We start from the raw sequence: 23,165 nt of genomic DNA on the forward strand, positions 1-23,165 counted from the left end.
GAGGGAATGGGTCTGCTCACGACGAGATCGGCAGCGATGGCGTGCTAGTCCCAGAACGACTGGGTCCGTGCGTACTCCCGTTCCTGACGGAGGATATCCCGGTAGAACTCGTCTTCGTCCTCTCGTAGGCGGTTGATGATCCGTGCGGCGTTGTGTGGGCCGACGCCGCGAGCCGCCAGCGCGAGAACGGCTCGTTTGCCGTGGCTCTGAACGAGGGAAGCCGATCGATAGGCGCGTTCGGTCGTCTTCTCTTGCTCTTCGTCTTTCTCGCTTGCCCGAACTGCCGTCAGCACTTCGTCGGCCCACGGGTTCAGCGCCGCGATGCGGGTCGACCCACACTGTGGACACTCCGGCTGATCGCGGACCCGCTTGACCTGCTGTCTGCGGTCCCACTCCTTGCAGTGGAGACAGGCCAGGATGACGCGGTCCTCCTGGATGCGCTCTCTGACCGTCTGGATGACGCTCGCGTCGGCGTTCTCCGGCGAGAGCAGTTCCCGGCCGGCCGAACGGCCGCCGAGTCCGATCGGCGTCCGCTCGCCCACCGTCTCCAGTGCCACCTCGCCGGACTGCAGCGCCGACAGCAGTGTGGCCGTCTCCTCCAGCGCCAAATCTTCGTGGCGGACCTCTCGCAGGGCTTCCTCGTACATCGGCGTGTCCTCCAGTGCCGCCAGCAGGCGGTCCCGGCCGAACTCCGTCGATCCACGGCCCCGCCAGCGTTTGAGCGAGCCGAACTTCGTCGCGACCTGTGCGAGCTTGAACTTCAGCGCGTCGGCGTTCTTGAGACTCAACTCGACGAGTGCGGTCAGGTGGTCGGGGTCGGTCTCCTCTAGGACCTCGATCACGTCGCCGGCGGTGATCTGTCGTGGCACCTCCAGTTCGATCCGGTAGGGATCGACCTCCATGGCGACCGAGGAGCCGGCCCGCTGGCCCAGTAGTGCCGAGAGAACCCGTCCCAGCGTCTCGTTGACCTTGTGGCCGTAACAGGCGTTGACGACGACCTCCCGGCCCTGGAACTCCACGAGGACGGTGCCGTCGTCCGGCAGCGGTGCCTCGTGGCCATCCAGTTGTTCGAGGCCGTTCTCGACCGTCGCCGTGCCGGCGTCGTAGCGGTTCGAGACGTGGTTCGCGACGGCGTCGATCGGTGCGCCGTCCTGGAGTTGCTGGCCGGCGACACGCCGGAGTTCGCCGACCTCCTGTGCGACGGCCTTCGGCACGGGGATCTCCGACCCGGTCCAGGAGGGGACCTCGCCGGCCGGGTCCTCGATCGGCGAGACGGTCACGACCTCCTCCTCCTCGTCGATGTTCGTAATCCGCCACATCTCGCCACGCTGGACGAACACCTCTCCGGGGGTCGCGAAGTTGACGACGAACCGTTCGTCCAGGGTCCCGACTTGGTCGCCCGAGGCCACGTCCTCGACATCGTAGGTCGCCTCGTCGGGGATCATCGAGAGGTTCTGGTAGAAGTACTGCCAGGTTCCCCGGCGCTTCTCCAGGGTGTCCCGTTCCTCGTCGAGCCAGACGACGTTGTTCTCGGCCAGTTCCCGGACGACCGCCTTGAACTGCTGTTCGGGGAGGTCACGGAACGGATAGGCACGGGTGAGGACCCGATAGGCCTCCATCGCGCGGATCTCGCCGGTGTCCATGACCAGGCCGGCGATCTGGTTGGCGACGGTGTCGAGGCTGCCGTCGTGGATCTCGGCCGGTTCCACGTCGCCGTTGCGGGCCTGTCGGGCGATCGCCAGCGCTTCGAGCGTGTCGTCGGCGTGGGTCGTCACGACCGTCCCGGACGAGACCTGGTTGCGCCGGTGGCCGGCGCGGCCGACCCGCTGGACCAGCCGCGAGACCTGCCGCGGGCTGCCGTACTGGACGACGTGGTCGACGTGGCCCACGTCGATGCCCAGTTCCATCGAGGAGGTACACAGCAGAGCGTCCAGTTCGCCCCGCTTGAATCCGTCCTCGACGTCGATGCGGGCTTCCTTCGAGAGCGAGCCGTGATGGACCCCGAGGTTCGTCCCCAGTTCCTTGAACCGCGAGCCCAGCGCCTCGGCGGTCTGGCGGGTGTTGACGAACACCAGGACCGACTCGTGGTCGCCGATCAGGTCGTCGATGAACCGGACGTGGCTGGCCGTCTCCGCGTCGGTGACCAGTTCGCTGGAGAGCCGTTCGTCACGGTCGGTCACTTCGGGGTGGACCACGTCGATCGAGAGCCGGCTCCCGATGTCGACTTCGACGACCCGACAGCCGCGCCCGGCCGTCAGAAACCGGCCGACCTCCTGTGGATCGCCGACCGTCGCCGAGAGGCCGATGCGCTGGAACGACCCCGACAGCTCCCGCAACCGTTCTAACCCGACGGTCAACTGTGCGCCCCGCTTGGCCGCGGCGAGTTCGTGGACCTCGTCGACGACGACGTGGTCGACGTCTTCCAGCGCGGTCCGGAGTTTCGACCCGGTGAGCATCGCCTGTAACGTCTCCGGCGTGGTCACCAGCACGTCCGGCGGATCGTTCGCCTGCTTCTGGCGCTGGTAGTCGGTGGTGTCGCCGTGTCGCACGTCGATGTCCAGCCCCAGCGTCTCGCCCCACCACTCCAGGCGCTCGCGCATATCGCGGTTCAGCGCCCGCAGCGGGGTGATGTACAGCACCCCGATCCCGAACCGGTCGTCGGACTCGACCAGGGAGTCGAGCACCGGTAACATTGCGGTCTCGGTCTTCCCGGTCCCCGTCGGCGCGACAACGAGCGCGTCACGGCCGTCGGAGAGTGGCGGGATCGCCTCGCGCTGTGGCTCGGTCGGCGTCGAGAACCCCCGCTCGGAGAGGGCGCTCCGGACCTGCTCGCCCAGCGCCGAGAACGCGGCGACACCCGTCTCGCTCATCGTCTCTCGTTACGGCTGGGCGAGGTTAAGCGCGTCGCGTCCGACTCGCGGTTTCCTCGTGTCGACGGCACTCAGTCCGTGGCGTCACGCCACCGGAGAACGAGGTAGCCGATCCCGCTCCCCACACAGGACCCCACCGAGGACGGCCAGCCCCATCCCGGCGATGAATCCGAAAAAGCCCAGGCCAAGCGTGGTCCCGCCGTCCTGCCAGATCGTGTACACCGTCCCGTTTCGCTCGACCGGGAACGGCGGTTCCCGATTCGAACCTATCATTTTTGTTGTGATTGTTGCCTCCTAGTCCCAGTCTCAATGTTGAAGGGGCTGGTCGCCTATCTCATCGTATGTACCTCGCCGACGAGGCCTGGCCGGACCTCGAATCGTACTTCCAGTCGGAGTCGCTGGCGCTGGTCCCACTTGGTTCGACCGAGCAGCACGGCCCCCACCTCCCGGAGGGGACCGACCACATCATCGCCGAGGCCTTCGCCCGGCGGGCCGCCGAAGAGACGGGCTATCTCTGTACGCCCACGATCACGGTCGGCGTCAGTCCCCACCACCGGCAGTTCCACGGGACGATGTCGGTCGCGGCCCCGGTGTTCCGTGACTACGTCGAGAGTCTGACCCGGAGCCTGGCCGAGCACGGCATCGACCGGGTGATCTACGTCAACGCCCACGGCGGCAACGTCGAACACCTCCGTGAGGTCGGTCGCCGCCTGCGGGACGCCGAAGTGATGTACGCCATCGAGTGGATGTGGGACGAGTCGATCACCGACCGTATCCAGGAGGTCTTCGAGACGCCCGGTCCCCACGGCGGCCCGAAGGAGACCTCGCTGATCCAGTATCTCGCCGGCGAGTTGGTCCACGAGGACCGCATCGAGGACGCCCGCGACGGCGGCCTCCGCGAGTTCGACGAGTCCTCGGGACGGGTCCACGGTGCCCGTACTTTCTACGACGCTATCGACAACACGGACAACGGCGTGCTGGGGGACCAGACCGACGCCTCCGCGGCCGTCGGCGAGGAACTGTTCGAGGCCGCGCTGGACCAACTCTGTCAGCTCTGTGAGTGGCTCGCTGCCCAGCCGTTCGAGGACCTGCTGCCGAAAGAGCACGTCTGAGATGGAACGGAAACGCGTCTACTCGGTGTTGTTCGCCTGCTTTGGCTTCCTGGCAGTCACGAACGCTGCCGTGGGCTTCCAGGACGGGACGTGGTCGACGGCCGCCGTGGCGCTGACCGCCCTCGGTGGCGCCGTGACCTTCCTCACGGCGCTGGCGGTCGCAGTGCGGCCGGCCGTCTTCACCGACCAGACTCGGGCCGGAACGATCGCCGCACTGGCCGCGGGCGTCGCTGCCTTCGCCGTCGGGACCGTCCTCAGCCTCCTCTAGACCCGTCGGTACTCGCCCAGTCGCGTCCCGTCCAGCAGGAACGCCTCAGCCTCGGAGAATCCGGCCGGAAGGAACGGTGAGAGGAACGACTGCCCCTCGACGTTGACCCAGGTGCCGCCCGAGCGATCGTTGAACGCCGGACAGAGGACGAGGTCGGCGTCGGTTTCGACGGGCTCGTCGAACTGCTCGGCGAACGGCGACGGATCGAGTGTGCCCCGGAGCCACGCACGCTCTTTCCGTGCGCCGCCGACAGTGTCTTCGAGCCTGACGACGGGATGCTCGTGGCCGAGACAGACGACATCGGCCGCCAGCACCTCGGGGGCGGGCCAGGTGTGGCCGTGGGCGAACCCGACCGCCCCGATTCGGGTCCCGTGGGCGGGCGTCACGGTCACGTCGGCGTCCAGATCGGCAAGCACCGGTTTCAGGTCGCCGTCGTGGTTGCCCTTCACGAGCGTTACCGGGACCGACAGCGCCTCGAACAGCGCGGCGAGTTCGGCCCGTTCGTCCTCGAAGGGGTCCCCGATGGCGTGGCCGAGGTCGCCGACGACGACGAGTCGGTCGGCGCCGGTCCGGTCGAGCAGGGCCAGCAGCCGCTCCCGGCGGTCGCGTGCCGCCGACTGGAGCTCCACACCTTCGTACCGAAGTCCCGCTTCGATGCCGGCGTGGTAGTCGGCGACGACGAGGAGTCGCTGGCCGTCGGTCTCGGCGGTCGCGGCCGGCGCTCCCGGGATCGGTTCGAGGTCCATCGACGCGGGGTAGGTCGCCGGGACGCAAAAGGGGCGCGGCTCGACCGCGGCCGCTCAGATCGGCGTCAGTTTCCCGTCGTCGGGTTCGTAACACCGCCCACCCATCAGCGCGTCCTGGATCGCGTCCTCGACGGCGTCGGGATCGGCGCCGTAGCGGTCCACGACGGTCGCGAGTACTGCCTCGCGGTCGGCGCCGCCGCCGTCGTTGAGTTCCTCCATGACCTCCATGACTGCGTCTTCGAGGTCGATGTCGTCGGCCGGCTCCTCGACGGCGTCGGCGCTACTGCCTGTGGATTCCGTGTTCGCCTCGACTTCCCCAGCGGTCTCGTCCGCTCCGGCGTCGGTCGCCGTCTCGGGCGTCTCTGTCTGTCCGTCTCCGGTCGCCGCGTCGCTATCGGGGGCCGGCGATTCGCTTCCGGCCGGCGCACCGGGCGACTCGGGGGCGGACTCGGCGTCGGCCGCGCCGGCGGGCGCTCCCTGCTGGGCGGCCTCGGCGTCGGTGAGTTCCTCGGGATCGGGCGTCTCGATGTCCGCTTCGCCTGGTTCCTGGACCTCCGAGCCGCTCTGGAAGTCCGTCCCGAACTCGTCTTCGATCTCCTCACGCTCGTCTTCGTCGAGGTCGAACTCGGGCTCGAACTCGCCGACGTCGTCGCTCGATTCGTCGCTTTCGACGGTCGTGGTTTCGCCGATCGAGTCGGCACCGATCGGTGTCTCACTGGACTCGTCCGCCGGAGCGTCGTCGACTTCCGCCCCCTCGTTGGAGGCGTCCACGGTCGTCGACGCCGGTTGCTCGGCATCGTCGTCCGATCCAGTCGCTCGCTCGCTTGTCACGTCGGTATCCGGTTCGTCCGCCGTGTCGGCATCCGGTTCGGTACCGGACTCCGCCGTGGTCGCCGGCTGCTCGGTGCCCGTGTCCGGCGCTGTGGACCCGGACTGTTCCGTTCCGTCGTCGAGTGCTGCCTCCTCCGTGTCTGTACCGACGGTCGGGACCGACTCGGCTCCGCTCGCGTCGGTTGAATCGGGTCCGTCCGTGGCTGCGGTGTCTGGCGTCTCGATCCCCGTCGCCGCGAGGACCGGAACGGGGTCGTCGCCGCCGTCGTCCGGCGACAGCGACAGCGTCCCGGCCTCGTCTCGCTCGCCCGCCACGACGCGTGTCGCGTCCAGCGCGAGGTCCCGAAGCGCGTCGAGGTAGTCGCCGGTCGTCCCGTAGTGGTCCAGTGCGAGCGCGATCCCGGCGGCGTCGGCCTCGGCGACATCCTGGTCGAGCAGTGCCTGCCGGAGTTCGTCGCCGGCCAGCCCGGTCCCTTTGGCGCCCGCCATCCGGCCGATCCGGTCGAGCGTCTGTTCGGCGGCCTGGACGACCCAGCGGTCCCGCGTATCGGCGTCGACCTCGCTGATACTCTCGGGCCGGACCGAGGTGAACACGCGGTCGCCGTCCTCGGGCTCGAACGTCCGTGCTTTTCCGGTGATGGCGACGAACAGCGGCGGCGTCGCACCCTCTAAGAAGGCCAACTCGTCGGGCTGGTACTGGCCGGCGTAGACGACGAAGGCGCCCGTCGGATCGACGATACGGGCTCGCAGCACCTCCTCGTTGACCTGTTCGATCTCCGTGAGGACGCCGACGACGAACAGGCGATTCACCCGTGCACCGGTGGGCGTGACGACGTAGTTCGGTGCCCGCTCTTCGTCGGATTCGGAGTACGAGAAGTCGGCGTCGTCGAACTCGGCAGCGAACAGCCGGTGGGCGACCTCTCGGGTCCCGGCGCCGCTGTCGTCCTCGGATTCGCTCACGTGTCCACCTCCGCTAGCAGCGCACTGGCACGCTCGACGGGATCGTCGTCGGCCTCGGTGAACGTTTCGGCGTTGAGGTTGGCACCGTACTCGTCGACCGACAGCGAGCCCCGGACGACGTACTCGTGTCCGACGACTTGCTCGGCGATCCGCTCGGCGACGACCTCCTTGTCCATGGCGTCCCGGGCGTGTTCGCGGGCGTCGTCGAGATCGCCGCCGTACACCCGTGCGGTCAACTCGTCACCGAGGATCACCGTCACCGTCCCCGTCCCGTCGTCGAGGATCGCCTTCGTCCGTAGATCGTCCTCGCCCTCGACGGCGCCGTGGGAGCGACACTGGCCGTTCTGGATGACGCGGCCACACTCCGGACAGCGTTCGATGAGCCCCGAACCGTCGCGGATCTCGATGACGTTTCCGGACAGTTCCACGTCGAAGAGCCCGCCGCTCTCGACGGCCTCACGGATCGAGAGCCGCGGGGCGTCCTCGGTCACTTCGACGGGGGTCGACAGCGCCGTCACCGTCGAGAACTCCGAGACGTTGACCGACGGTGCGCCGCGGAACTCCCGGACGAACGTCTCCTCGATGCGGACCGACGCCCCTTCCTCGATGGCGTCGTGTGGCTCCCAGTCGGTAAAGGGGAGGCGGCCGCTCTCGTCACCGAGTACGCCGCTGAGGATCGTCGTCTCCCCGTCGCGGCCGTCGATGATCTTCCGTTCACACTCGATGACCTGGACCTCGACGGTGACACCGCGGTCGCCCGGTTCCAGGGACGCGAGCGTCGACTCGCCGCCGATCTCGGCGTCGACGTCGAGGGGTTCGTCGACGACGCTCGCGTTGGTGCTGTCCCCGAGGTTGAGTTCGGGGTGGCCGTCCCACTCGCGGACGCCGGCGTTGCCGAACTGGACGGTCTGGCCGGGTTCGAGGTCGCCGTCGAACCCGTCCCAGGCCGTATACGAGATCCGTCCCGTCTCGTCGGCCAGTTCCCCCTCGCGGATGACGTGCTGTTCGCCGTTGTACTGGATCGACCGGCGACCCGACGTGAGGACGACGGCGGTCACGGTGACGTTCGAGTCGTCGGTCGTGACCTCGCCGATGGACTTGCTCGACGGACCGCTCCCGCCGGTCTCGCCGTCCCCGTATTTCCGTCTGAGACTCTGTTTGGCCTCGTCTATCGGGACCGAGTAGTTCACCAGATTCTCCAGGTCGCTTTTGACCTCCTCTTTGTCGACGCCGAGGTCGGAGGCGAGTTCCTCGGCATGAGCTTCGAGAGACATCGCCCGAGGGTTCGACGGGGCCGGTGAAAAGGGTTTGTGGCACCGTCCGTGTCGGATGTCCGTCCAGTCACACGTGGCCAGAATTTTTATTTGTGATACTGAGAACTCTCTGCCATGGAACTCGGTCGCGTACAGGATGGGCGGCGTAGCCGGTTCGCCCAGGGACCGACCGGTTGGTCGACACTCCAGTCTGCGCTCGCAGTCGAGACCGAACGGCTAACCCGGGTGTGTTGACGTGGGTGGTGTCTTCGGATCGAAGCCGTCTGACTCCCACGTGATCTGGCGCAGCGGGCGAGACGACGACGGGGCCAAGCAGTTCGACTTCGAGTACCTCCGGCTGTGGGCGGCACACTTCGGAATCGACTACGAGGAGTGGGAGCGGGTCGACCACGAGCGCGGCGACGACTCCCGGACACAACACGCCTGTGTGTTCTGCTGGGCCGAGACCGGCGGACAGGAGTTCTCGCTGGGCGACCGCGACTGGAGCATGGGGTCCCAGGAGAAACCGCGGACGTTCATCGAGATCGACGAGGCCGGGATCGCTCGGTTCAAAGGCTGGACAAGCGAGGCCGTCCTCGACCTCGACGAGTTGCTCTTGGACGGGACCACCTGCCGGCTCAGGACCGCCGACGGCACGCAGAAGTCACTCGACGTGACCAAACTGGCGACCAGACCGGAACGGACGTAACCGAAACCCGTTTTCCGCCGTACCGTCTCCTGCTCGGTATGCACGTCGTCGTCAACGCCGCGATGAGCGCCGACGGGAAGCTCTCGACCCGGCGACGCGAACAGATCGCCATCTCGGGGACCGAGGACTTCGACCGCGTCGACCAACTCCGGGCCGACAGCGACGCGGTCATGGTCGGCGTCGGAACCGTGCTGGCGGACGATCCCTCCCTGACTGTCGACGATCCCGACCGGCAGGCCGCGAGGACGAACGCGGGCAAACCCGCCAACCCGGCCCGCGTCGTCGCCGACTCGCGGATCAGGACGCCGCCGGACGCGACGGTCCTCGACGACCAGGCCGCGACGTACTTGTTGGTCAGCGAGGCCGCACCGACCGACTTCATCGAGGAGATGGAAGCGGCCGGCGCCTACGTGATCGCGACCGGGCAGGATCGAGTGGACCTGACCACGGCGCTCGCGAAACTCGAAGGCGAGGGCGTCGACCGACTCATGGTCGAAGGTGGCGGCGAACTCATCGCCGGACTGTTCGAGGAGGGACTGGTCGACGAACTATCGGTGTTCGTCGGGCCGACGATCATCGGCGGCCGTGACGCGCCGACGTTGGTCGACGGCGAGGGATTCGTCGAGGAGTTCCCCGAGCTTTCACTCCAGGGCGTCGAGCGACTCGGCGATGGCGTCTTGCTCCGCTGGACGCTCTGATCGCCGGGAAAACTGTTTGATCTTGCCGTGCCAATCCCTGCCCATGCGGAACGACACCACACAACTCGACGAAGCGGGGAAACGAGCGGCCTACATCACCGACGAGTGGTCACAGGACCCAGCGATCATGCAGACCCAGGCGCTGTGTTACGTCGGACTCCAGTTAGAACGGATCGCCGATGCGCTGGAAGAGGAGAGCTAGTGGTCGTGACCGGTCATCTCGCTGAAGGAGGCGCCAAAGCGCTCCTCGAACAGCGCTAGCGTACTCTCCTCCAGTGCGGCGATCTCGTCGTCGACCTCGCCCTGGCTGTGGTGGACGGCACCGTGGATGCGCTGTGCCAGGCCGAACATCGCGATGTCGCCGACGACCTGCGGGTCCGTCTCGTCGGGTTGTTCGCGAAGGATCTCCAACAGGCCGCTCGGGACGGTCAGTTCGTCGGTTGTATCGGCTGTCTCGATCGTCAGCGTGACAGTGTCGGATGCCATGCCACTCCGTTGGCAGACCGCACGGAAGGGTCTATCGGGTCCGTGTCCTCCCGGTACCGACCCGCCCGAGCGGACCGCTTTCCCGACCCCGATCAGTCGTCGGCTTCCGCGGGGGCCTCGGTTTTCTCGTCGACCTCGTCTTCGAGGTAGTCGTCGGCGTCGAGGGCCGCTTTCGTCCCCATCCCGGCGGCGGTGACCGCCTGCTGGTAGTGGAAGTCGACGACGTCGCCGGCGCCGAACAGCCCCTCGACACCTGTCCTTGTCTGCCCGCCGCCCGTGCCGCCCTCGGTGACGATGTAGCCGGTCTCGTCGAGTTCGACGCCCGTTTCTTCGAGATACGCCGTGTTCGGGGTGTGGCCGATGGCCATGAACACGGCACCGACATCGAACTCGAAGGTTTCGGTGTCCGGATCGTCGAGGTTCTCGGAGGGATGGCCGACCTCGTTCCGGGCCAGTGTGACGTGGTCGACGCCGTCCTCGGCGGAGCCGTGGATCTCCAGCAGTTCCGTGTTGCGCATGATCTCGATCTCGCCAGCGTCGACCTTCTTCTGGACCTTGTCGATCCAGTAGTCCTCCGCGCGGAACTCCTCGCGGCGATGGGCCAGGTAGACGGTGTCGGCGAACTTCGTCAGGAAGTGGGCTTCCTCGAAGGCGGCGTCGCCGCCGCCGACGACGAGCATATCCTCGTCACGGAAGAACGCGCCGTCACAGGTCGCACACGTCGAGACGCCGTAGCCCATCAGTTCGTCCTCACCCGGGACTCCCAGTGTCCGGGCGCTGGCACCCGACGCCGCGAGGAACGCGTCACAGGTGTAGACGGTCCCGTCGCGCAGTTCCACCCGGAACGGACGGTCGCTGTCGTCGACCTCGGTGACGATCCCGTGGTCGATCTCGGTCCCGAACCGCTCGGCCTGCTCTTTCATCTTGTTGATGAGGTCCGGTCCCGACAGCCCTTCCGGGAAGCCGGGGTAGTTCTCGACTTCGCTGGTCAGCGTGAGCTGTCCACCCGGTTCGTCCCCCTCCAGAACGAGGGGCTCGTTGTTCGACCGCGCGGCGTAGATGGCAGCGCTCAGTCCCGCGATGCCCGAGCCGGCGATAATGAGGCGCCGGTGCTCCGGTGTCTCTGTCATTACCAGAGTTACTGTCGGCCGGCGTATTTAGTTTGTGCTGTCGTGCGCGGATCACTCGCGATACCGTGTCTACCGGTCACGAGCCACGAAACGAGGCGAGTATCACCGGCACACACGACGAGGTCGGAACGCCCACATCGACGGGCTCCGAAGGGCGGGTATGGCTGCCGATCTGGACGAGAAGACCGACCGCTACGAGGGACTGCTCGCCGAGGCTGTCGACGCCGCAGAGATCGCACCGCCGGAAGGGACACCGATGCACGACGGTGCATTAGAATGTGCGGAGATGGCACGGTCCTACCTGGAGGACGGGCGTCACTTCCGGGAGAACGACGACCCCGTCAACGCCCTGGCAGCGTTCTCCTACGGGCACGCGTGGCTCGATGCCGGTGCCCGCATCGGCCTGTTCGACGTTCCCGAAGCGGGGCATCTGTTCACGCAGTGAATCGTAACCGGGTGGTGTCCGTGCGGCGATCGCCGCGCCGAGCCGCTGATACCGGTACAGCAGAATATCCGCAAAACTGGCACCGTCGATGCTTCGTAATCTCCCGACTTGTCCGGCGGAAGTAACGGAAAGCAGCCGTCCTGAACGGTATCAATTGACACACTAGCGGCCGTAGAAGGGCGAGAAACGCCGTTTACCGTCATTTCACTGCCGACTGCCCGACGGATCGGCTGGTACTGCTGTGTGGGAGCTATATTGTTAACTATCTGCACAACAGCGAAACCTTTATATAGTTTTCTACCTAACTAAAGGTAACGAGAACTCGCCGAAGGGTTCTTCAGCGTTCTGTACCCGGCAGAACGGGACCACCACTATGAGCGAAACAACGACAACTACCAACGCCCGAACCAGAGAACGGCTAGAGAGCGACCAGCAAGAGCAAGAACAGACGGACACCTGCCCGGAGTGTGGCGGGGGCCTGGTCAACGACACCGAACACGGAGAGACCGTCTGTGGGGACTGTGGCCTCGTCGTCGAGGAAGACGAGATCGACCACGGCCCGGAGTGGCGTGCCTTCGACTCCTCGGAGAAAGACCAGAAGTCCCGCGTGGGCGCCCCGACGACGAACATGATGCACGACAAGGGGCTCTCGACGAACATCGGCTGGCAGAACAAGGACGCCTACGGCCGGTCCCTGTCGGCCCAGCAGCGCCAGAAGATGCAGCGATTGCGCACCTGGAACGAGCGGTTCCGTACTCGCGATTCCAAAGAGCGCAACCTCAAGCAGGCCCTCGGTGAGATCGACCGCATGGCCTCGGCGCTTGGCCTGCCCCAGAGCGTCCGTGAGACTGCCAGTGTCATCTACCGGCGCGCCCTCAGCGAGGACCTCCTCCCCGGTCGTTCGATCGAAGGGGTCGCTACCGCCGCGCTGTACGCTTCCGCCCGCATGGCTGGGAGCCCGCGCTCGCTCGACGAGATGGCCAGGGTCTCCAGGGTCGAGAAGATGGAACTCACGCGGACCTACCGATACATCGTCCGCGAACTGAACCTGGAGGTCAAGCCCGCCGACCCCGAGCACTATCTGCCCCGGTTCGTCTCCGATCTGAACCTCAGTGACGAGACCGAACGCCGCGCCCGGACGCTCGTCGAGAACGCGCGGAAAGACGGGCTACTCTCGGGGAAATCGCCGGTTGGTCTCGCGGCCGCTGCCGTCTACGCCGCGGCACTGTTGACCAACGAGAAGGTCACCCAGAGCGAGGTCAGCGACGTGGCGAACATCTCCGAAGTCACGATCCGAAACCGCTACAAGGAACTCCTCGAAGCCGACGATCTCTCGGCCTGATTCGCAGTCGGTGGTCCACAGCAACCTTTTTCACCTTTCCAGATGTGTGTGACTAACACACATGGAGGAAGCGTATGTCCGTCTGCTCTGCCCGGAGTGTACGAAAGACTGGGAGTCGACGCCGAACGACCTTCCACGCCACGACACCGTCTTTCACTGTCCGAACTGCCACGCTAGCAGACGGCTCGCCGAATTCACCCGGACAGAGCGTGATCTCGGGACGTTGAAGCGACTCCAATAACGGTCAGTTCTCGACTGGGGAGCGTGCACCACACGCTTCACAACGGCGGATTATCGCGCCCTGCTCGCGTTCGAGCCGTGTGTCTGGCAGTCCACACTCGGGACAGAGGACGTACTGCTCGACGTACTCGTCGATTCCGTTCCCGATACGGGCGGCATCGAACGCGCCAGTCAGTCGTGCCCGCCCGCTCTCGTCGATGTGTCCGCTCGTCCCGACGTCGTTTTGCAGGAACTGCATCACGTGGTCGGGCTCCCGATCCAGTCGCCGACAGACTGCCTGGAAGTTCTCGAAGACGGTGGTGTTGCCCTCCTGGCGGACCTCCGGGTCGGGGACTTCGAACCGTTCGGAGGTCCCGTCGATCTCCGGCGTCTCCTCGATCGCCCGGTCGAGCATGCTGTCGTACTCCATACACGGGTGTGGTTACTCCCTCGATAAAAACTTTTCAGAGAACCCCAAACGGATGCCGACACGACTGTCGCAGGTGCCGGCGTACGTGTCCAGATAGCATCGGTTTCGGCACTGTACACCGAGACGTATGGTAACCCCCGTCAAAGTAATACTATATCCTTCCAGTTGCAAGGATGTGGTGACCATGAAAAAGCAGGAGCTCATTCATCTCCACGGCCTGCTTGCACAGGTACAGAACCATTACGAACGCGAAACAGGCGACGAAGTCGAACACGACGAATACGAAACGCTGGGCGTCAAACCTACTTCTATCCACAAATCGAAGACGGATCACAAGGCCGCCGTCTCCGCCATCGCGACGGGGATCACCTCGGAGATGACTGCCGACGAGAAAGAGCCGGTTTCTGCTGCTGCGGACTGACTGGTCGTTGCGTTTTCACTATCTCAGCTGTTCCCGTAGCTTCGCTACTCGTCGATGAGTTCCTCGAACTCCGGGAGGACATCCTCGTCGTCCGTCTTGTCGTCACCTGTCTCGTCGTTTGCGTCGGTGTCGTCGGCTTCGTCGGACTCGATTTCCTCGATTTCCAGTACTTCGAGCGGAATGTTTTCGAGCCGTTGCCCGATCTCTTTTCGGGCGATCCGTGCGGCGTGTTCGTCGCGCTCGACGTTGAACACGGTCATCTCTAGTTCGAGGGCGACGAGACTCTCGTCGGCAGCGATGAACGCGGGTTCGATCGCCTCGTCACAGTGGGGACAACTCCGCCCGCCCATGTTGATCTCCACGTAGTTGAGGTCCGGGTTCAGCATCTCGCCAGTCTTGGAGATAGCGATCCGGACGGCCTCGTCACTTGTCGCCACGTCGTAGACGGGGACCGCGGCTTCGACGACGACTCTGCAGTCCATAGTGTGGTATTAGCTAGCGGACATAATGAAGGTTAGCCCGGTGACACGCATGGGGAGTGTCGACTCGAAACCCCGAAGAGCGTTCGTCCCGTCCGTCCGCCCGATGGAAGAGGGACACATCGACGTGGCGTCGCTGTCGGGCGGGCTAGATCTACAGGCCACCGTCGAAAGCGGGCAGTCGTATCTGTGGGACCGTGCGGACGGACAGATGTACGAACGGGAAGCGGCAAGCGGTGGCGACGCGTGGTACTGGACGACGGTACGCGTCGACGGCGAGCCAGTGATCGTCCAGGCCCGCCAGACCGACGGCCGACTGGAGTGGAAGTCGACAATCGACGCCGAACCGATCCTCCGGGAACTGCTCGGACTGGGCGACGACCTCGTGGCGATCCGGAGGACGGCGACCGACGACGCCGTCGTCGAGGAGGCCTACGACGCCTACTGGGGGATGCGCATCGTTCGGGACCCGGTCTTCCCGACGCTGATCTCGTTTATCTGCTCGGCGCAGATGCGCGTCGGCCGCATCCACGGAATGCAGCAGGCGCTCCGTCGGGAGTTCGGCGACGCCGTTACCTTCGACGGGGAGACGTACCACGCCTTTCCGACGCCGGAAGCGCTGGCGGCCGCGACCGAGGGCGAACTCCGGGACCTGAGTCTGGGCTACCGCGCTCCGTACGTCCGGCGGACGGCCGAGATGGTCGCGACCGGCGAGGCCGACCCCGCCGACGCGACGGGACGGGAGTACGAGGCCGCCAGGGAGTTTCTCACACAGTTCGTCGGCGTGGGCGAGAAGGTCGCCGACTGCGTCCTGCTGTTCTCGCTGGGTTACCTGGAGGCGGTCCCGCTGGACACCTGGATCAGGACGACTATCGAGGAGTACTACCCCGACTGCGAGCGGGGGAACTACGCCGAGACCTCGCGGGCGATCCGGGCGGCGCTCGGCGGGGAGTACGCCGGCTACACCCAGACGTACCTCTTCCACTACCTCCGGTCGGGCGGCCGGGACCACTGAAGCTAACTGGGAGCCGCCGATACCGACGTGTATGTCTCGCACTCGCGTACACGTGTTCGTCTCCGGACGCGTTCAGGGCGTCTACTACCGGGCGACCACCAGAGACACCGCACGGGAACAGGGCGTCGACGGCTGGGTGAAGAACTTGGACGACGGCCGGGTTGAGGCCGTCTTCGAGGGGAACGAGGAGGCCGTCGAAGCGATGATCGACTTCTGTCACGAGGGGAGCAAACGGGCCGATGTCACCGGCGTCGAGGTCAGCTACGAAGACCCCGAGGGACTCGACGGCTTCGAGGTCCGCTGGTAGGTCCCCCACAGTTACGAGCGTGGCCGGCAAACGCCTGCCTATGCTCACCGGTTCCGAGATGGCCGTCGTCGACGCCAACGCGGAGGCGCTCGGCGTTCCGCGTAAACAGTTGATGGAGTCCTCGGGCCACGCACTCGCACGCGAGGTCCGTACCCACGCAGCGCCCGGCGACCCGATTACCGTCGTCGCCGGACGAGGGAACAACGGCGGGGACGCGCTGGTCGCGGCCCGGTTCCTCGACCAGTACGATCTGCGGATCTGCCTGCTCGGGCGGCCCGAGACGATCACGACCGACATCGCACGGGAGAACTGGAGGGCACTCCAGCGCGCCGAGTACTCGACAGCACAGGTCAGGGACTCCGCGGCGTTCGAGCTGGGCGATCCGGAACTGGTCGTCGACGCGATGCTCGGGACGGGTATCGCCGGCGACCTCCGGGAACCGGCGGCGACGGCGGCCCGAGCGATGAACGATAGCGACGCGACGGTCCTCTCCGTCGACGTTCCCTCCGGACTGGACGCCGAGAGCGGGACCCTCGCCGAGACTGCGGTCGAGGCCGATCACGTCGTGACCTTCCACGACACCAAACCGGGGTTGGACGACCTGGACGCGACGGTGACGGTCGCTGACATCGGTATCCCCGACGCCGCTGAACTGTTCGTCGAGCGCGGGGACCTTCTCCGACTCGATCGGGACCCAGCTAGCCACAAGGGCGACAACGGGGAAGTGCTGGTCGTCGGCGGCGGCCCCTACACCGGTGCGCCGGCACTGGCCGCCCAGTCGGCGCTCCGAGGCGGCGCCGATCTCGTCCGGGTAGCCTGTCCGGCCTCGGTCGCACGGGAAGTCCAGGGGTACAGCGAGAACCTTATCGTCCTCCCGTACGACGACGATCGCCTCGCGCCCACACACGTGGATTGGATCGCAGAGCACGCCGTGTCCCACGACACGCTCGTCCTCGGTCCCGGACTCGGTGACGCCGACGAGACGCTGGACGCGGTCGCGGACCTGCTGGCGCGGTTCGACGGGATCGCTATCGTCGATGCCGACGCGTTGCAGGTCGTTCCCGAGGTCGAGACCGACGCGGACCTGCTCTGTACGCCACACCAGGGCGAACTCCGGGCGATGGGTGGCGAGACGAGCGAGGACTGGCGCGAACGACAGGCGCTCGTGGAGTCGTTCGCCGCGGAGATCGGCGCGACGCTGCTCGTGAAGGGGCCGTACGACATCGTTTCCGACGGGGACCGGACACGCGTCGGCCGGACCGGGAACGCGGGGATGACCGTCGGCGGGACCGGCGACGTGCTGGCAGGGCTCTCCGGCGCGCTGGCCTGCGTGCAGGCGCCGATCGACGCCGCGGCACTGGCCGCCTACGCGAACGGTGCAGCGGGGGATCGGGTCGTCGACGAACGCGGGAACGGCCTCGTCGCGACTGATCTCCTCGAAGAGATTCCGACAGTCCTCTGGGCGTAACCGCGACGACTACGCGGAGGCTCCGACGAGGTCGCCGGCCCGCGCACGTGACTGCTCGACGATTGCGGGCCGGGCCTCGAACTCGATGATGACCTCGTCGCCGTAGTCGACGGACTCGACGTGGGCGTGGTCGTGGATCCAGGAGACGAGACTCATCGTATCGTCGGTCATCGGGAGGACGAGCCGCTCTTCCTCGTAGTCCGGGAGTTCGTCGTCGATACGCTGGGACAACCGATCGATGTTCGTCCCCTCGGCGGCGCTGACGGCGACGGGGTTCGGGGCCAGCGCCGAGAGTGCGGCTTTCTTGCGCTCGACCTCTTCGTCGTCGACCGCGTCGGTCTTGTTCAGGACGGTGACGATCGGGGCTTCGTTGCGCTCGTAGAGCGTGTCGTGGCTCGTCACCAGTTTCTCCCGGATCTCCTCGACCGATTCGGAGACGTCGACGACGAGCAACACCAGGTCGGCACGGTACACCGAGTCGAGCGTCGACTTGAACGACTCGACGAGCCAGTGGGGGAGGTCCTGGATGAAGCCGACGGTGTCGGTGACCAGAATCTCCCGTTTCCCGACTTCGGCGCGTCTCGTCGTCGTCCCGAGCGTGGTGAACAGGCGGTCCTCGCTCTCGGCGGTCGTGTCCAGGTCGGGATGTCGGTCCTCGTTCTCGTCGATATCCAGGTCGGCAGCGAGGCGTCGCAACAGCGTCGACTTCCCGGCGTTAGTGTAGCCCGCGAGCGCGACCAGATCGAAGCCCGACTCCCGGCGCTGTTCGCGCCGGTGTTGTTCGGTCTCCTCGATGGATTCGAGTTCGTCGTTGATGCGGGCGATCTGTTTCTTGATGTCCTCTTCGCGGCTCTCGTCGTACTCGCCCAGTCCCATGAAGCCCGGCCGCTCGTCGCGTTTGGCCAGGCTCGCCTTCGCCTCGGCCCGCGGGAGTTCGTAGCGCAACTCCGCCAGTTCGACCTGGAGCTGTGCTTTCCGGGTCTGTGCCCGCTGGCCGAAGATCTCGATGATGAGCCGGAAGCGGTCGATCACCCTGACGCCGGTCGGGAGCTTGTTCCCGATGTTGTAGGTCTGGTAGGGGCCGAGCTGGTTGTCGAAGATGACGACCGTCGCCTCCTCGCGTGCGACGACGTTGCTCAGGCGGACGATCTTCCCCTCGCCCATGTGGTAGGCGGGGTCTTCCGTCCGGGTCTGGGTGATCTCGCCGGCGATCTCGTAGCCGGCTGCCCGTGTGAGCTCTCTGATCTCTGTCGTCGCTGCGGTCCCGCTGTCGACCCGTTTTGCGACCACAGCGCGTTCGGTGGACTGTCTCGCTGTCACTTACCGAAGCGTATGGCCCGGGAGTATTTAAATTCAATTCGACTGTCGGATTCGAGGGGACACAAAGGTCTTAACGTGTGCCCGTCTGCTCTGGTCTATGGTCGAGTTCAACCTCCAACAGATGGGGCTCGAAGCGGGGGGCGGCGCGCTCATCGGTGGGATCATCGGGTTCGCCGCGAAGAAGATCGCGAAGCTCATCGCGATCCTCGTCGGCCTGGAACTGGCCCTGTTCAAGTTCCTCGAAACCCGTGGTATCCTCGAAGTCAACTGGTCGGCCATCGGCGGGGCCGCACAGAACGCGACGAGTTCGGCAGGTGGTGCGACGGCCGGAACGCCACCGTCCTGGATCACCTCGCTGCTCTCGGCATTGCCGGTCAGTGCCGGCTTCGCGACCGGCTTCTTCGTCGGGTTCAAGAAGGGATGACGCTACCGAGTACTGAGTTCGTCCTCGTCTTTGATGATCTGTGTCTCGGCTTGCCCGCTCGTGTGCTCGTTGACGAGGTCGTAGAAGTCGTTTTGTAATCCCGCCGGGAAGGTCAGCACACCCACCCAGGAGCCGTCCGATTGCCACTCCTCGCGTTCGAGGTCGCCGAACTGGCGGATCTGTGCCTGCGCGCTACCCGCGTAGTCCGCCGGCACCTGTACCGCGACGGTGATCTCGTCGAACCGGATCGGGATGACCGGCCGCAACGCGTCCAACGCGTCGTCGACCTGGCTCTCGACCGGTTCCATCGGATCGACCCGGAAGTCCGTCTCCTCTAGGGCCGACTCGATCCGCTCGGGCGGGTGGGGTGCGTCGTCCATCTGCGGGTTGACCGCGTTTCGCGTGATACGCTGGACGAGCTGTTTGTGCTTCTGTTCTTGCATCTCGCGGCGTTGCTCGGCCGTGATCTGGATCTCCCCTTGCTTGATGACCTCGGGGATGATCTCCAGGGGGTCCGTCGTGTCGAAGACCTCCTCCAGACTGCTTTCCGGCGGTCGGTCACCGCGAGACGCGTCCTCGAAGATGTCCTCGGCCGCGATCACGTCTTCCAGGTCCCCCTCGAACTCGTCGCGCTTGATGGCGAGGGCTGCGTCCGGATCGACGAGTACCTCGAACCGCTGGCCGTGGGATTCGAGGCGCGCCGTCACCGCCTCTTCGAGTGATATCATACCCGGCGGTAGCGGTGGCCCATGTAAAGACCTTACTGCGGCTGATGGGGGAACGTTTTTACGGAACTCGATATATAGCTGTCATATGACAACAGGAGACGACCTGCACTGTCTGTCGTGTGGAACGACCTTGGACCAGCGCCGGGAACACGGGGTCACCGTCGATTACTGTCCGGACTGTGGTGGCGTCTGGCTCGACCCTGGTGAACTCGAACAGCTGACGGGCCACAGCAGTCACCACCACAAAGACAGGGACATCGACATCGAGATGGAGGCAGAGGAGGAAGAAGAGGAGGAAGAGGGCGGTATCCTCGGGACAATCGCTGGTGCACTCGGCGGCGAGGAAGACGAATTCGAGGAAGAAGGGTTCGAAGAGGAAGGGTTCGAGGAGGAGTTCGGCGGCGAAGAAGAATTCGGCGGCGAAGAGGAGTTCTGAGCGGACCCGAGTCTCGTTTGGAGGCCCGTATCCAGTGGACTTCTTCGAGGCTACCTTTATGAGTGAGTCGGGCAAAGACAGTGACGAATGCGGTCGCTGGAACTCACCGTCGACGACGAGACCGCCAGGTCACTCGCTGTCGAGGCCGACCTGCTGGATTTCGACGAGATCGAGAGCTACCTCGGTTGGCTCGTCGCCAACCGATTCGCGGTCGAGGACGACAGCCAGCGAGGGCGCCGTCTCGGTGCGTACGCGCGTCGACGCGACGATATCGATGCCGATGCGGATGTCGCCGCCGTTGCCAGTGCCGCGGCCGGCGAAGGTGGGTTGACGATCGCCGGCGAGGAAGACACCGTCGCACGCATCGAAGACAGGGAACTGGAAGCCGCTGCCGACGCCCTGTCGTCGGTCGAGGGACAGCGCTTCGACGAGTTCGTCCAGCGAGCGGTGACCCAGACACGGGAACAGCTCGGTGACGGTCTCGGAAGTGGGATCGACTACAGCTCACGGGAGACACTCTCGGACGATAGACGACTGGGCGAGGACATCACCGACCTCGACGAACTCGACGTACCCGGCTGGGACGATGACCTCCAGGCCCGTCGCCGGCGTGCCGTCGGAGCCGCACTTGCCTACCTCAAAGACGTCGAGGAGGCGACCCGGAGCGACTTCGTCGACGAACTGTACGACGACTATCCGGCCGGCTACGCCAGCCAGCAGAGCTGGTGGTCCTGTATCAAACAGGGGCTTCGACAGGTCGACCGCGTCGATCCGGCCCGCGAGGAGAGCCGGACTTGGCGGTTCCGGACGACGCCGGGACGTGTCACACGGATCTCCTACGTATGAGCGGACTCCGGGAAAGACTGATTACACAGCCCTTGGAATCGTTTAGCAACTCCCGTGACTGAAATAACCGATCTACCATGACCGACGAGACCGACGACGGACGACTCTTCGAGTGGTATCGAACGTACATTGGGGAGCCGGACCGAGAGATCGACGTGTATCTCGGGTTCGCCCTCTTTTTCGGCGGGATCGGACTCGGGATCGGGGCGTTCGTCATCGGTGCCGCCGGGCAGTTCACCGGTGCCGGCGGCCCACAGTCGAACTTCGTCTTCCGGGAAGCGGCCATCGCAGTGGGGATGCTCGCGCTCCCGGCGACCTTATCGAGTGTCGTCGTCTTGCTCCCGGTCGGCAAGCGCGCGATCTACGGTGCCGTCGTCGGGTCGGCGATCAGTCTCGTCGGTCTGGGACTGTTCGTCTGGGCGTACCCGTACAGCTGGGCGACGGGCTCGGGTCCGCAGTACAGCATCCACGTCCTGTTCGTCTACGGGCTCGGGCTGGCGTCGCTGCTGGCCGCGACTGGCGGTGCGCTCGTCGCGTACCACATCGACCGTGCGAAGCCACGACCCGGCGACATCCAGGCCCCGGAAGAGGACGAGGGAGAATCCTACACCGACGAGGAGATCGAACAGGACATCGAATCCGCGATGGAAAGCGTCGATCTCACGTGGGGCGGCGTCGAACGCCACGAGGGAAGCGACCTGAAAATCACTCCCAGCGAGGGAGAAGTGGAGATGGACGTCTCCGGGATGGATGCCAGCGTCGACCGCGTCCATCGGAGCAGTGTCGACGAACAAGTCGCCGGCCTCAAGACGGTCAAAGGCGGCGAGAAAGCGACGGACCGCTCGACCTCGACCGTCGACGAACAGACGGACCAGCTGAAGAAGCTTCGGGAGCGCAAGCAGGCGGAAGCAGCCAGCGAGAGCGACGAGACTGTTCTGGAAGGCGTCCTCGGCCGGGCCGCTCGGCTACTGGGCCGATCGTAGTACATGTCAGCTTTAATCATACGCCAGTCTGGATAGCAGTTCCCGTGGCGACCCCGTATCGGGTTCGACTGCCGAATTTCCGCGAACACCCCCCGTCAGTCGACCGATGTCCAGTCATTATCTTGGCAGATACGTACTTTTATTACACGATGTTACGGAGGTATTTGTGAGCTACTTATGGCAAAAGGCCTCGACGTCGGTACGATGAATATTATCTCCGCACAGCAAGAAGGGAACGAGACGGTCTTCGTCCAACAGCGAAACTCCTTCGTAGAAATCGAGTACAGCGACATGGCAGAGCAGATGCTCTCCCGGTCGGACGTACTCCACATCCGCAAGGACGACGACGTCTACGTGCTTGGCGACGACGCCCTGAACTTCGCAAACATCTTCAACCAGGAGACACGCCGCCCGATGTCACAGGGGATCCTCTCCTCCGACGAGAAGTCCGCGATCCCGATGATGAAACTCATCATCGAACAGGTCGTCGGTTCGCCGGAGTACCCCAACGAGAAGCTGTTCTTCTCCTCGCCGGCCGACCCGATGGACTCGGACCTGTCGACGCTGTACCACCAGAAGACCATCGAGTCGTTCCTCGACGACATGGGCTACGACGCCGAACCCATCAACGAGGGGATGGCGGTCATCTACTCCGACCTCGCCGACAACGACTTCACCGGGCTGGGGATCAGCTTCGGTGCCGGGATGACCAACGTCTGCCTGTCGTACTACGCCGTCCCTGTGATGAAGTTCTCCGTCGCCCGCGGTGGCGACTGGGTCGACGAACAGGCCGCCCAGGCGACCGGGACACAGGTCGACAAGGTCACTTCGATCAAAGAGGACGACTTCGAACTCGACTTCGAGACCGATGTCGGCGGTGTCGAAGGCGCCCTCTCGATCTACTACGAGAACCTGCTGGACTACGTCATCGAAAAGATCGCACAGGAAGTCGACGAGGAAGACATCGAGGAAGGACTCGATGTCCCCGTTGTCGTCACCGGCGGGACCTCCTCACCGAACGGCTTCACGAAACTGTTCAAACAGCACCTCGACGACGCCGACATTCCGTTCTCGATCAGCGAAGTCCGCCACGCGGACGAACCGATGTACAGCGTCTCGCGCGGTGCCCTCGTCGCCGCTCGCTCGGACGAAGAAGAGCAACGCGACTCGGGCAACGCTGCCGACGAAGAGGAAGTCGAAGCCCAATCTGACGACTGAGGAGCGTCGAGGCCCGCCCAG

The 23,165-nt window shown here is 65.3% G+C and carries 28 protein-coding genes; 17 read left to right on the plus strand and 11 right to left on the minus strand.

Features of this window, described 5'->3' with window-relative positions:
* Positions 1-44 precede the first annotated feature (44 nt).
* On the minus strand, positions 45-2,870 hold the full coding sequence (locus VJ109_RS13540) for a DEAD/DEAH box helicase (RefSeq protein WP_324757428.1): 2,826 nt from the start codon (positions 2,868-2,870) through the stop codon (positions 45-47).
* Between the two features lie 84 nt (positions 2,871-2,954).
* Positions 2,955-3,143: a hypothetical protein gene (locus tag VJ109_RS13545; RefSeq protein WP_324757429.1), complete on the minus strand. Its 189-nt coding sequence runs from the start codon at positions 3,141-3,143 to the stop codon at positions 2,955-2,957.
* Between the two features lie 68 nt (positions 3,144-3,211).
* On the opposite strand from VJ109_RS13545, the gene VJ109_RS13550 reads away from it, so the two are divergent.
* Complete coding sequence (locus VJ109_RS13550; RefSeq protein ID WP_324757431.1) at positions 3,212-3,982, plus strand: creatininase family protein; 771 nt, start codon at positions 3,212-3,214, stop codon at positions 3,980-3,982.
* A gap of 1 nt (position 3,983) precedes the next feature.
* Entirely contained in the window at positions 3,984-4,250 is a 267-nt protein-coding gene (locus VJ109_RS13555) for a hypothetical protein (RefSeq protein WP_324757433.1), read from the plus strand.
* Here VJ109_RS13555 and VJ109_RS13560 read toward each other — a convergent pair.
* The 3 genes from VJ109_RS13560 to VJ109_RS13570 are packed head-to-tail and all read right to left on the minus strand — an operon-like array spanning position 4,247 to position 8,061.
* Positions 4,247-4,996 (minus strand): metallophosphoesterase, encoded by a 750-nt coding sequence (locus VJ109_RS13560; RefSeq protein WP_324757434.1) that lies wholly within the window; start codon positions 4,994-4,996, stop codon positions 4,247-4,249. The two genes, VJ109_RS13555 and VJ109_RS13560, sit on opposite strands and share 4 nt — an antisense overlap.
* Positions 4,997-5,050: 54 nt before the next feature.
* The gene (locus tag VJ109_RS13565) at positions 5,051-6,787 is read right to left on the minus strand and encodes a hypothetical protein (protein ID WP_324757435.1); all 1,737 of its coding nucleotides are present in this window, start codon (positions 6,785-6,787) and stop codon (positions 5,051-5,053) included.
* Positions 6,784-8,061: a Single-stranded DNA binding protein gene (locus tag VJ109_RS13570; RefSeq protein ID WP_324757437.1), complete on the minus strand. Its 1,278-nt coding sequence runs from the start codon at positions 8,059-8,061 to the stop codon at positions 6,784-6,786. Before VJ109_RS13570 ends, VJ109_RS13565 begins: the two co-directional genes overlap by 4 nt.
* Positions 8,062-8,296: 235 nt before the next feature.
* Between VJ109_RS13570 and VJ109_RS13575 the strand changes: the two genes are divergently transcribed.
* The 3 genes from VJ109_RS13575 to VJ109_RS13585 are packed head-to-tail and all read left to right on the plus strand — an operon-like array spanning position 8,297 to position 9,649.
* On the plus strand, positions 8,297-8,749 hold the full coding sequence (locus tag VJ109_RS13575; protein ID WP_324757438.1) for a hypothetical protein: 453 nt from the start codon (positions 8,297-8,299) through the stop codon (positions 8,747-8,749).
* 38 nt (positions 8,750-8,787) lie between these two features.
* Positions 8,788-9,447 (plus strand): 2,5-diamino-6-(ribosylamino)-4(3H)-pyrimidinone 5'-phosphate reductase, encoded by a 660-nt coding sequence (locus tag VJ109_RS13580; protein WP_324757440.1) that lies wholly within the window; start codon positions 8,788-8,790, stop codon positions 9,445-9,447.
* A 43-nt stretch (positions 9,448-9,490) separates the two neighbouring features.
* Positions 9,491-9,649 (plus strand): hypothetical protein, encoded by a 159-nt coding sequence (locus VJ109_RS13585; protein WP_276222059.1) that lies wholly within the window; start codon positions 9,491-9,493, stop codon positions 9,647-9,649.
* Here the strand turns inward: VJ109_RS13585 and VJ109_RS13590 are convergent.
* Together VJ109_RS13590 and VJ109_RS13595 are read right to left on the minus strand one after the other, a co-directional pair.
* Positions 9,646-9,933, minus strand: a complete 288-nt coding sequence (locus VJ109_RS13590; protein ID WP_324757442.1) for a DUF7545 family protein — start codon at positions 9,931-9,933, stop codon at positions 9,646-9,648. The two genes, VJ109_RS13585 and VJ109_RS13590, sit on opposite strands and share 4 nt — an antisense overlap.
* A 92-nt stretch (positions 9,934-10,025) precedes the next feature.
* The gene (locus VJ109_RS13595) at positions 10,026-11,063 is read right to left on the minus strand and encodes an NAD(P)/FAD-dependent oxidoreductase (RefSeq protein ID WP_324757444.1); all 1,038 of its coding nucleotides are present in this window, start codon (positions 11,061-11,063) and stop codon (positions 10,026-10,028) included.
* Between the two features lie 160 nt (positions 11,064-11,223).
* Here VJ109_RS13595 and VJ109_RS13600 point away from each other — a divergent pair, with 160 nt between their 5' ends.
* The 3 genes from VJ109_RS13600 to VJ109_RS13610 all read left to right on the plus strand — a co-directional run bounded on the left by VJ109_RS13600 (position 11,224) and on the right by VJ109_RS13610 (position 13,091).
* Positions 11,224-11,508 (plus strand): DUF357 domain-containing protein, encoded by a 285-nt coding sequence (locus tag VJ109_RS13600; protein ID WP_324757446.1) that lies wholly within the window; start codon positions 11,224-11,226, stop codon positions 11,506-11,508.
* A gap of 373 nt (positions 11,509-11,881) precedes the next feature.
* Positions 11,882-12,850 (plus strand): transcription initiation factor IIB, encoded by a 969-nt coding sequence (locus VJ109_RS13605; protein ID WP_324757448.1) that lies wholly within the window; start codon positions 11,882-11,884, stop codon positions 12,848-12,850.
* 61 nt (positions 12,851-12,911) lie between these two features.
* Positions 12,912-13,091: a DUF7836 family putative zinc-binding protein gene (locus tag VJ109_RS13610; protein WP_276222052.1), complete on the plus strand. Its 180-nt coding sequence runs from the start codon at positions 12,912-12,914 to the stop codon at positions 13,089-13,091.
* A 3-nt stretch (positions 13,092-13,094) separates the two neighbouring features.
* Here VJ109_RS13610 and VJ109_RS13615 read toward each other — a convergent pair whose 3' ends face one another.
* Positions 13,095-13,499, minus strand: coding sequence for a translation initiation factor IF-2 subunit beta (locus VJ109_RS13615; protein ID WP_276222050.1), 405 nt, complete (start codon positions 13,497-13,499; stop codon positions 13,095-13,097).
* Positions 13,500-13,683: 184 nt separating this feature from the next.
* On the opposite strand from VJ109_RS13615, the gene VJ109_RS13620 reads away from it, so the two are divergent.
* Positions 13,684-13,920: a UPF0058 family protein gene (locus VJ109_RS13620; RefSeq protein ID WP_276222048.1), complete on the plus strand. Its 237-nt coding sequence runs from the start codon at positions 13,684-13,686 to the stop codon at positions 13,918-13,920.
* Between the two features lie 44 nt (positions 13,921-13,964).
* Here VJ109_RS13620 and VJ109_RS13625 read toward each other — a convergent pair whose 3' ends face one another.
* Positions 13,965-14,402 carry a DUF555 domain-containing protein gene (locus VJ109_RS13625; RefSeq protein ID WP_324757451.1) on the minus strand — a complete coding sequence of 146 codons (438 nt, stop codon included), beginning with the start codon at positions 14,400-14,402 and terminating at the stop codon, positions 13,965-13,967.
* A 103-nt stretch (positions 14,403-14,505) separates the two neighbouring features.
* On the opposite strand from VJ109_RS13625, the gene VJ109_RS13630 reads away from it, so the two are divergent.
* Genes VJ109_RS13630 through VJ109_RS13640 form a run of 3 tightly spaced genes read left to right on the plus strand, consistent with a single transcriptional unit; the run spans position 14,506 to position 17,189 of the window.
* Complete coding sequence (locus VJ109_RS13630; RefSeq protein ID WP_324757453.1) at positions 14,506-15,414, plus strand: DNA-3-methyladenine glycosylase family protein; 909 nt, start codon at positions 14,506-14,508, stop codon at positions 15,412-15,414.
* Between the two features lie 31 nt (positions 15,415-15,445).
* Complete coding sequence (locus VJ109_RS13635) at positions 15,446-15,721, plus strand: acylphosphatase (protein WP_324757455.1); 276 nt, start codon at positions 15,446-15,448, stop codon at positions 15,719-15,721.
* A 40-nt stretch (positions 15,722-15,761) separates the two neighbouring features.
* A complete protein-coding gene (locus VJ109_RS13640; RefSeq protein ID WP_324757456.1) occupies positions 15,762-17,189 on the plus strand; it encodes an NAD(P)H-hydrate dehydratase in 1,428 nt (475 codons plus the stop codon).
* Between the two features lie 9 nt (positions 17,190-17,198).
* Here VJ109_RS13640 and hflX read toward each other — a convergent pair whose 3' ends face one another.
* Entirely contained in the window at positions 17,199-18,509 is a 1,311-nt protein-coding gene (hflX, locus tag VJ109_RS13645) for a GTPase HflX (protein WP_324757457.1), read from the minus strand.
* 97 nt (positions 18,510-18,606) lie between these two features.
* Between hflX and VJ109_RS13650 the strand changes: the two genes are divergently transcribed.
* Positions 18,607-18,933 carry an FUN14 domain-containing protein gene (locus VJ109_RS13650; RefSeq protein WP_324757459.1) on the plus strand — a complete coding sequence of 109 codons (327 nt, stop codon included), beginning with the start codon at positions 18,607-18,609 and terminating at the stop codon, positions 18,931-18,933.
* A gap of 2 nt (positions 18,934-18,935) precedes the next feature.
* On the opposite strand, the gene VJ109_RS13655 is transcribed toward VJ109_RS13650, so the two are convergent.
* Positions 18,936-19,661 carry a ribosome assembly factor SBDS gene (locus VJ109_RS13655; RefSeq protein ID WP_276222033.1) on the minus strand — a complete coding sequence of 242 codons (726 nt, stop codon included), beginning with the start codon at positions 19,659-19,661 and terminating at the stop codon, positions 18,936-18,938.
* 85 nt (positions 19,662-19,746) lie between these two features.
* On the opposite strand from VJ109_RS13655, the gene VJ109_RS13660 reads away from it, so the two are divergent.
* From VJ109_RS13660 to VJ109_RS13675, 4 genes are all read left to right on the plus strand, one after another.
* On the plus strand, positions 19,747-20,097 hold the full coding sequence (locus tag VJ109_RS13660; protein WP_324757461.1) for a TFIIB-type zinc ribbon-containing protein: 351 nt from the start codon (positions 19,747-19,749) through the stop codon (positions 20,095-20,097).
* 87 nt (positions 20,098-20,184) lie between these two features.
* On the plus strand, positions 20,185-20,943 hold the full coding sequence (locus tag VJ109_RS13665; protein WP_276222029.1) for a hypothetical protein: 759 nt from the start codon (positions 20,185-20,187) through the stop codon (positions 20,941-20,943).
* A gap of 77 nt (positions 20,944-21,020) precedes the next feature.
* Entirely contained in the window at positions 21,021-21,926 is a 906-nt protein-coding gene (locus VJ109_RS13670; protein ID WP_324757463.1) for a cell division protein CdpA domain-containing protein, read from the plus strand.
* Between the two features lie 177 nt (positions 21,927-22,103).
* Complete coding sequence (locus tag VJ109_RS13675) at positions 22,104-23,144, plus strand: disk-shape morphogenesis protein volactin (RefSeq protein WP_276222025.1); 1,041 nt, start codon at positions 22,104-22,106, stop codon at positions 23,142-23,144.
* The last annotated feature ends 21 nt before the right edge of the window (positions 23,145-23,165 follow it).

The organism is Haloarcula montana (assembly GCF_035666295.1).
GTDB classification, from domain to species: domain Archaea; phylum Halobacteriota; class Halobacteria; order Halobacteriales; family Haloarculaceae; genus Haloarcula; species Haloarcula montana.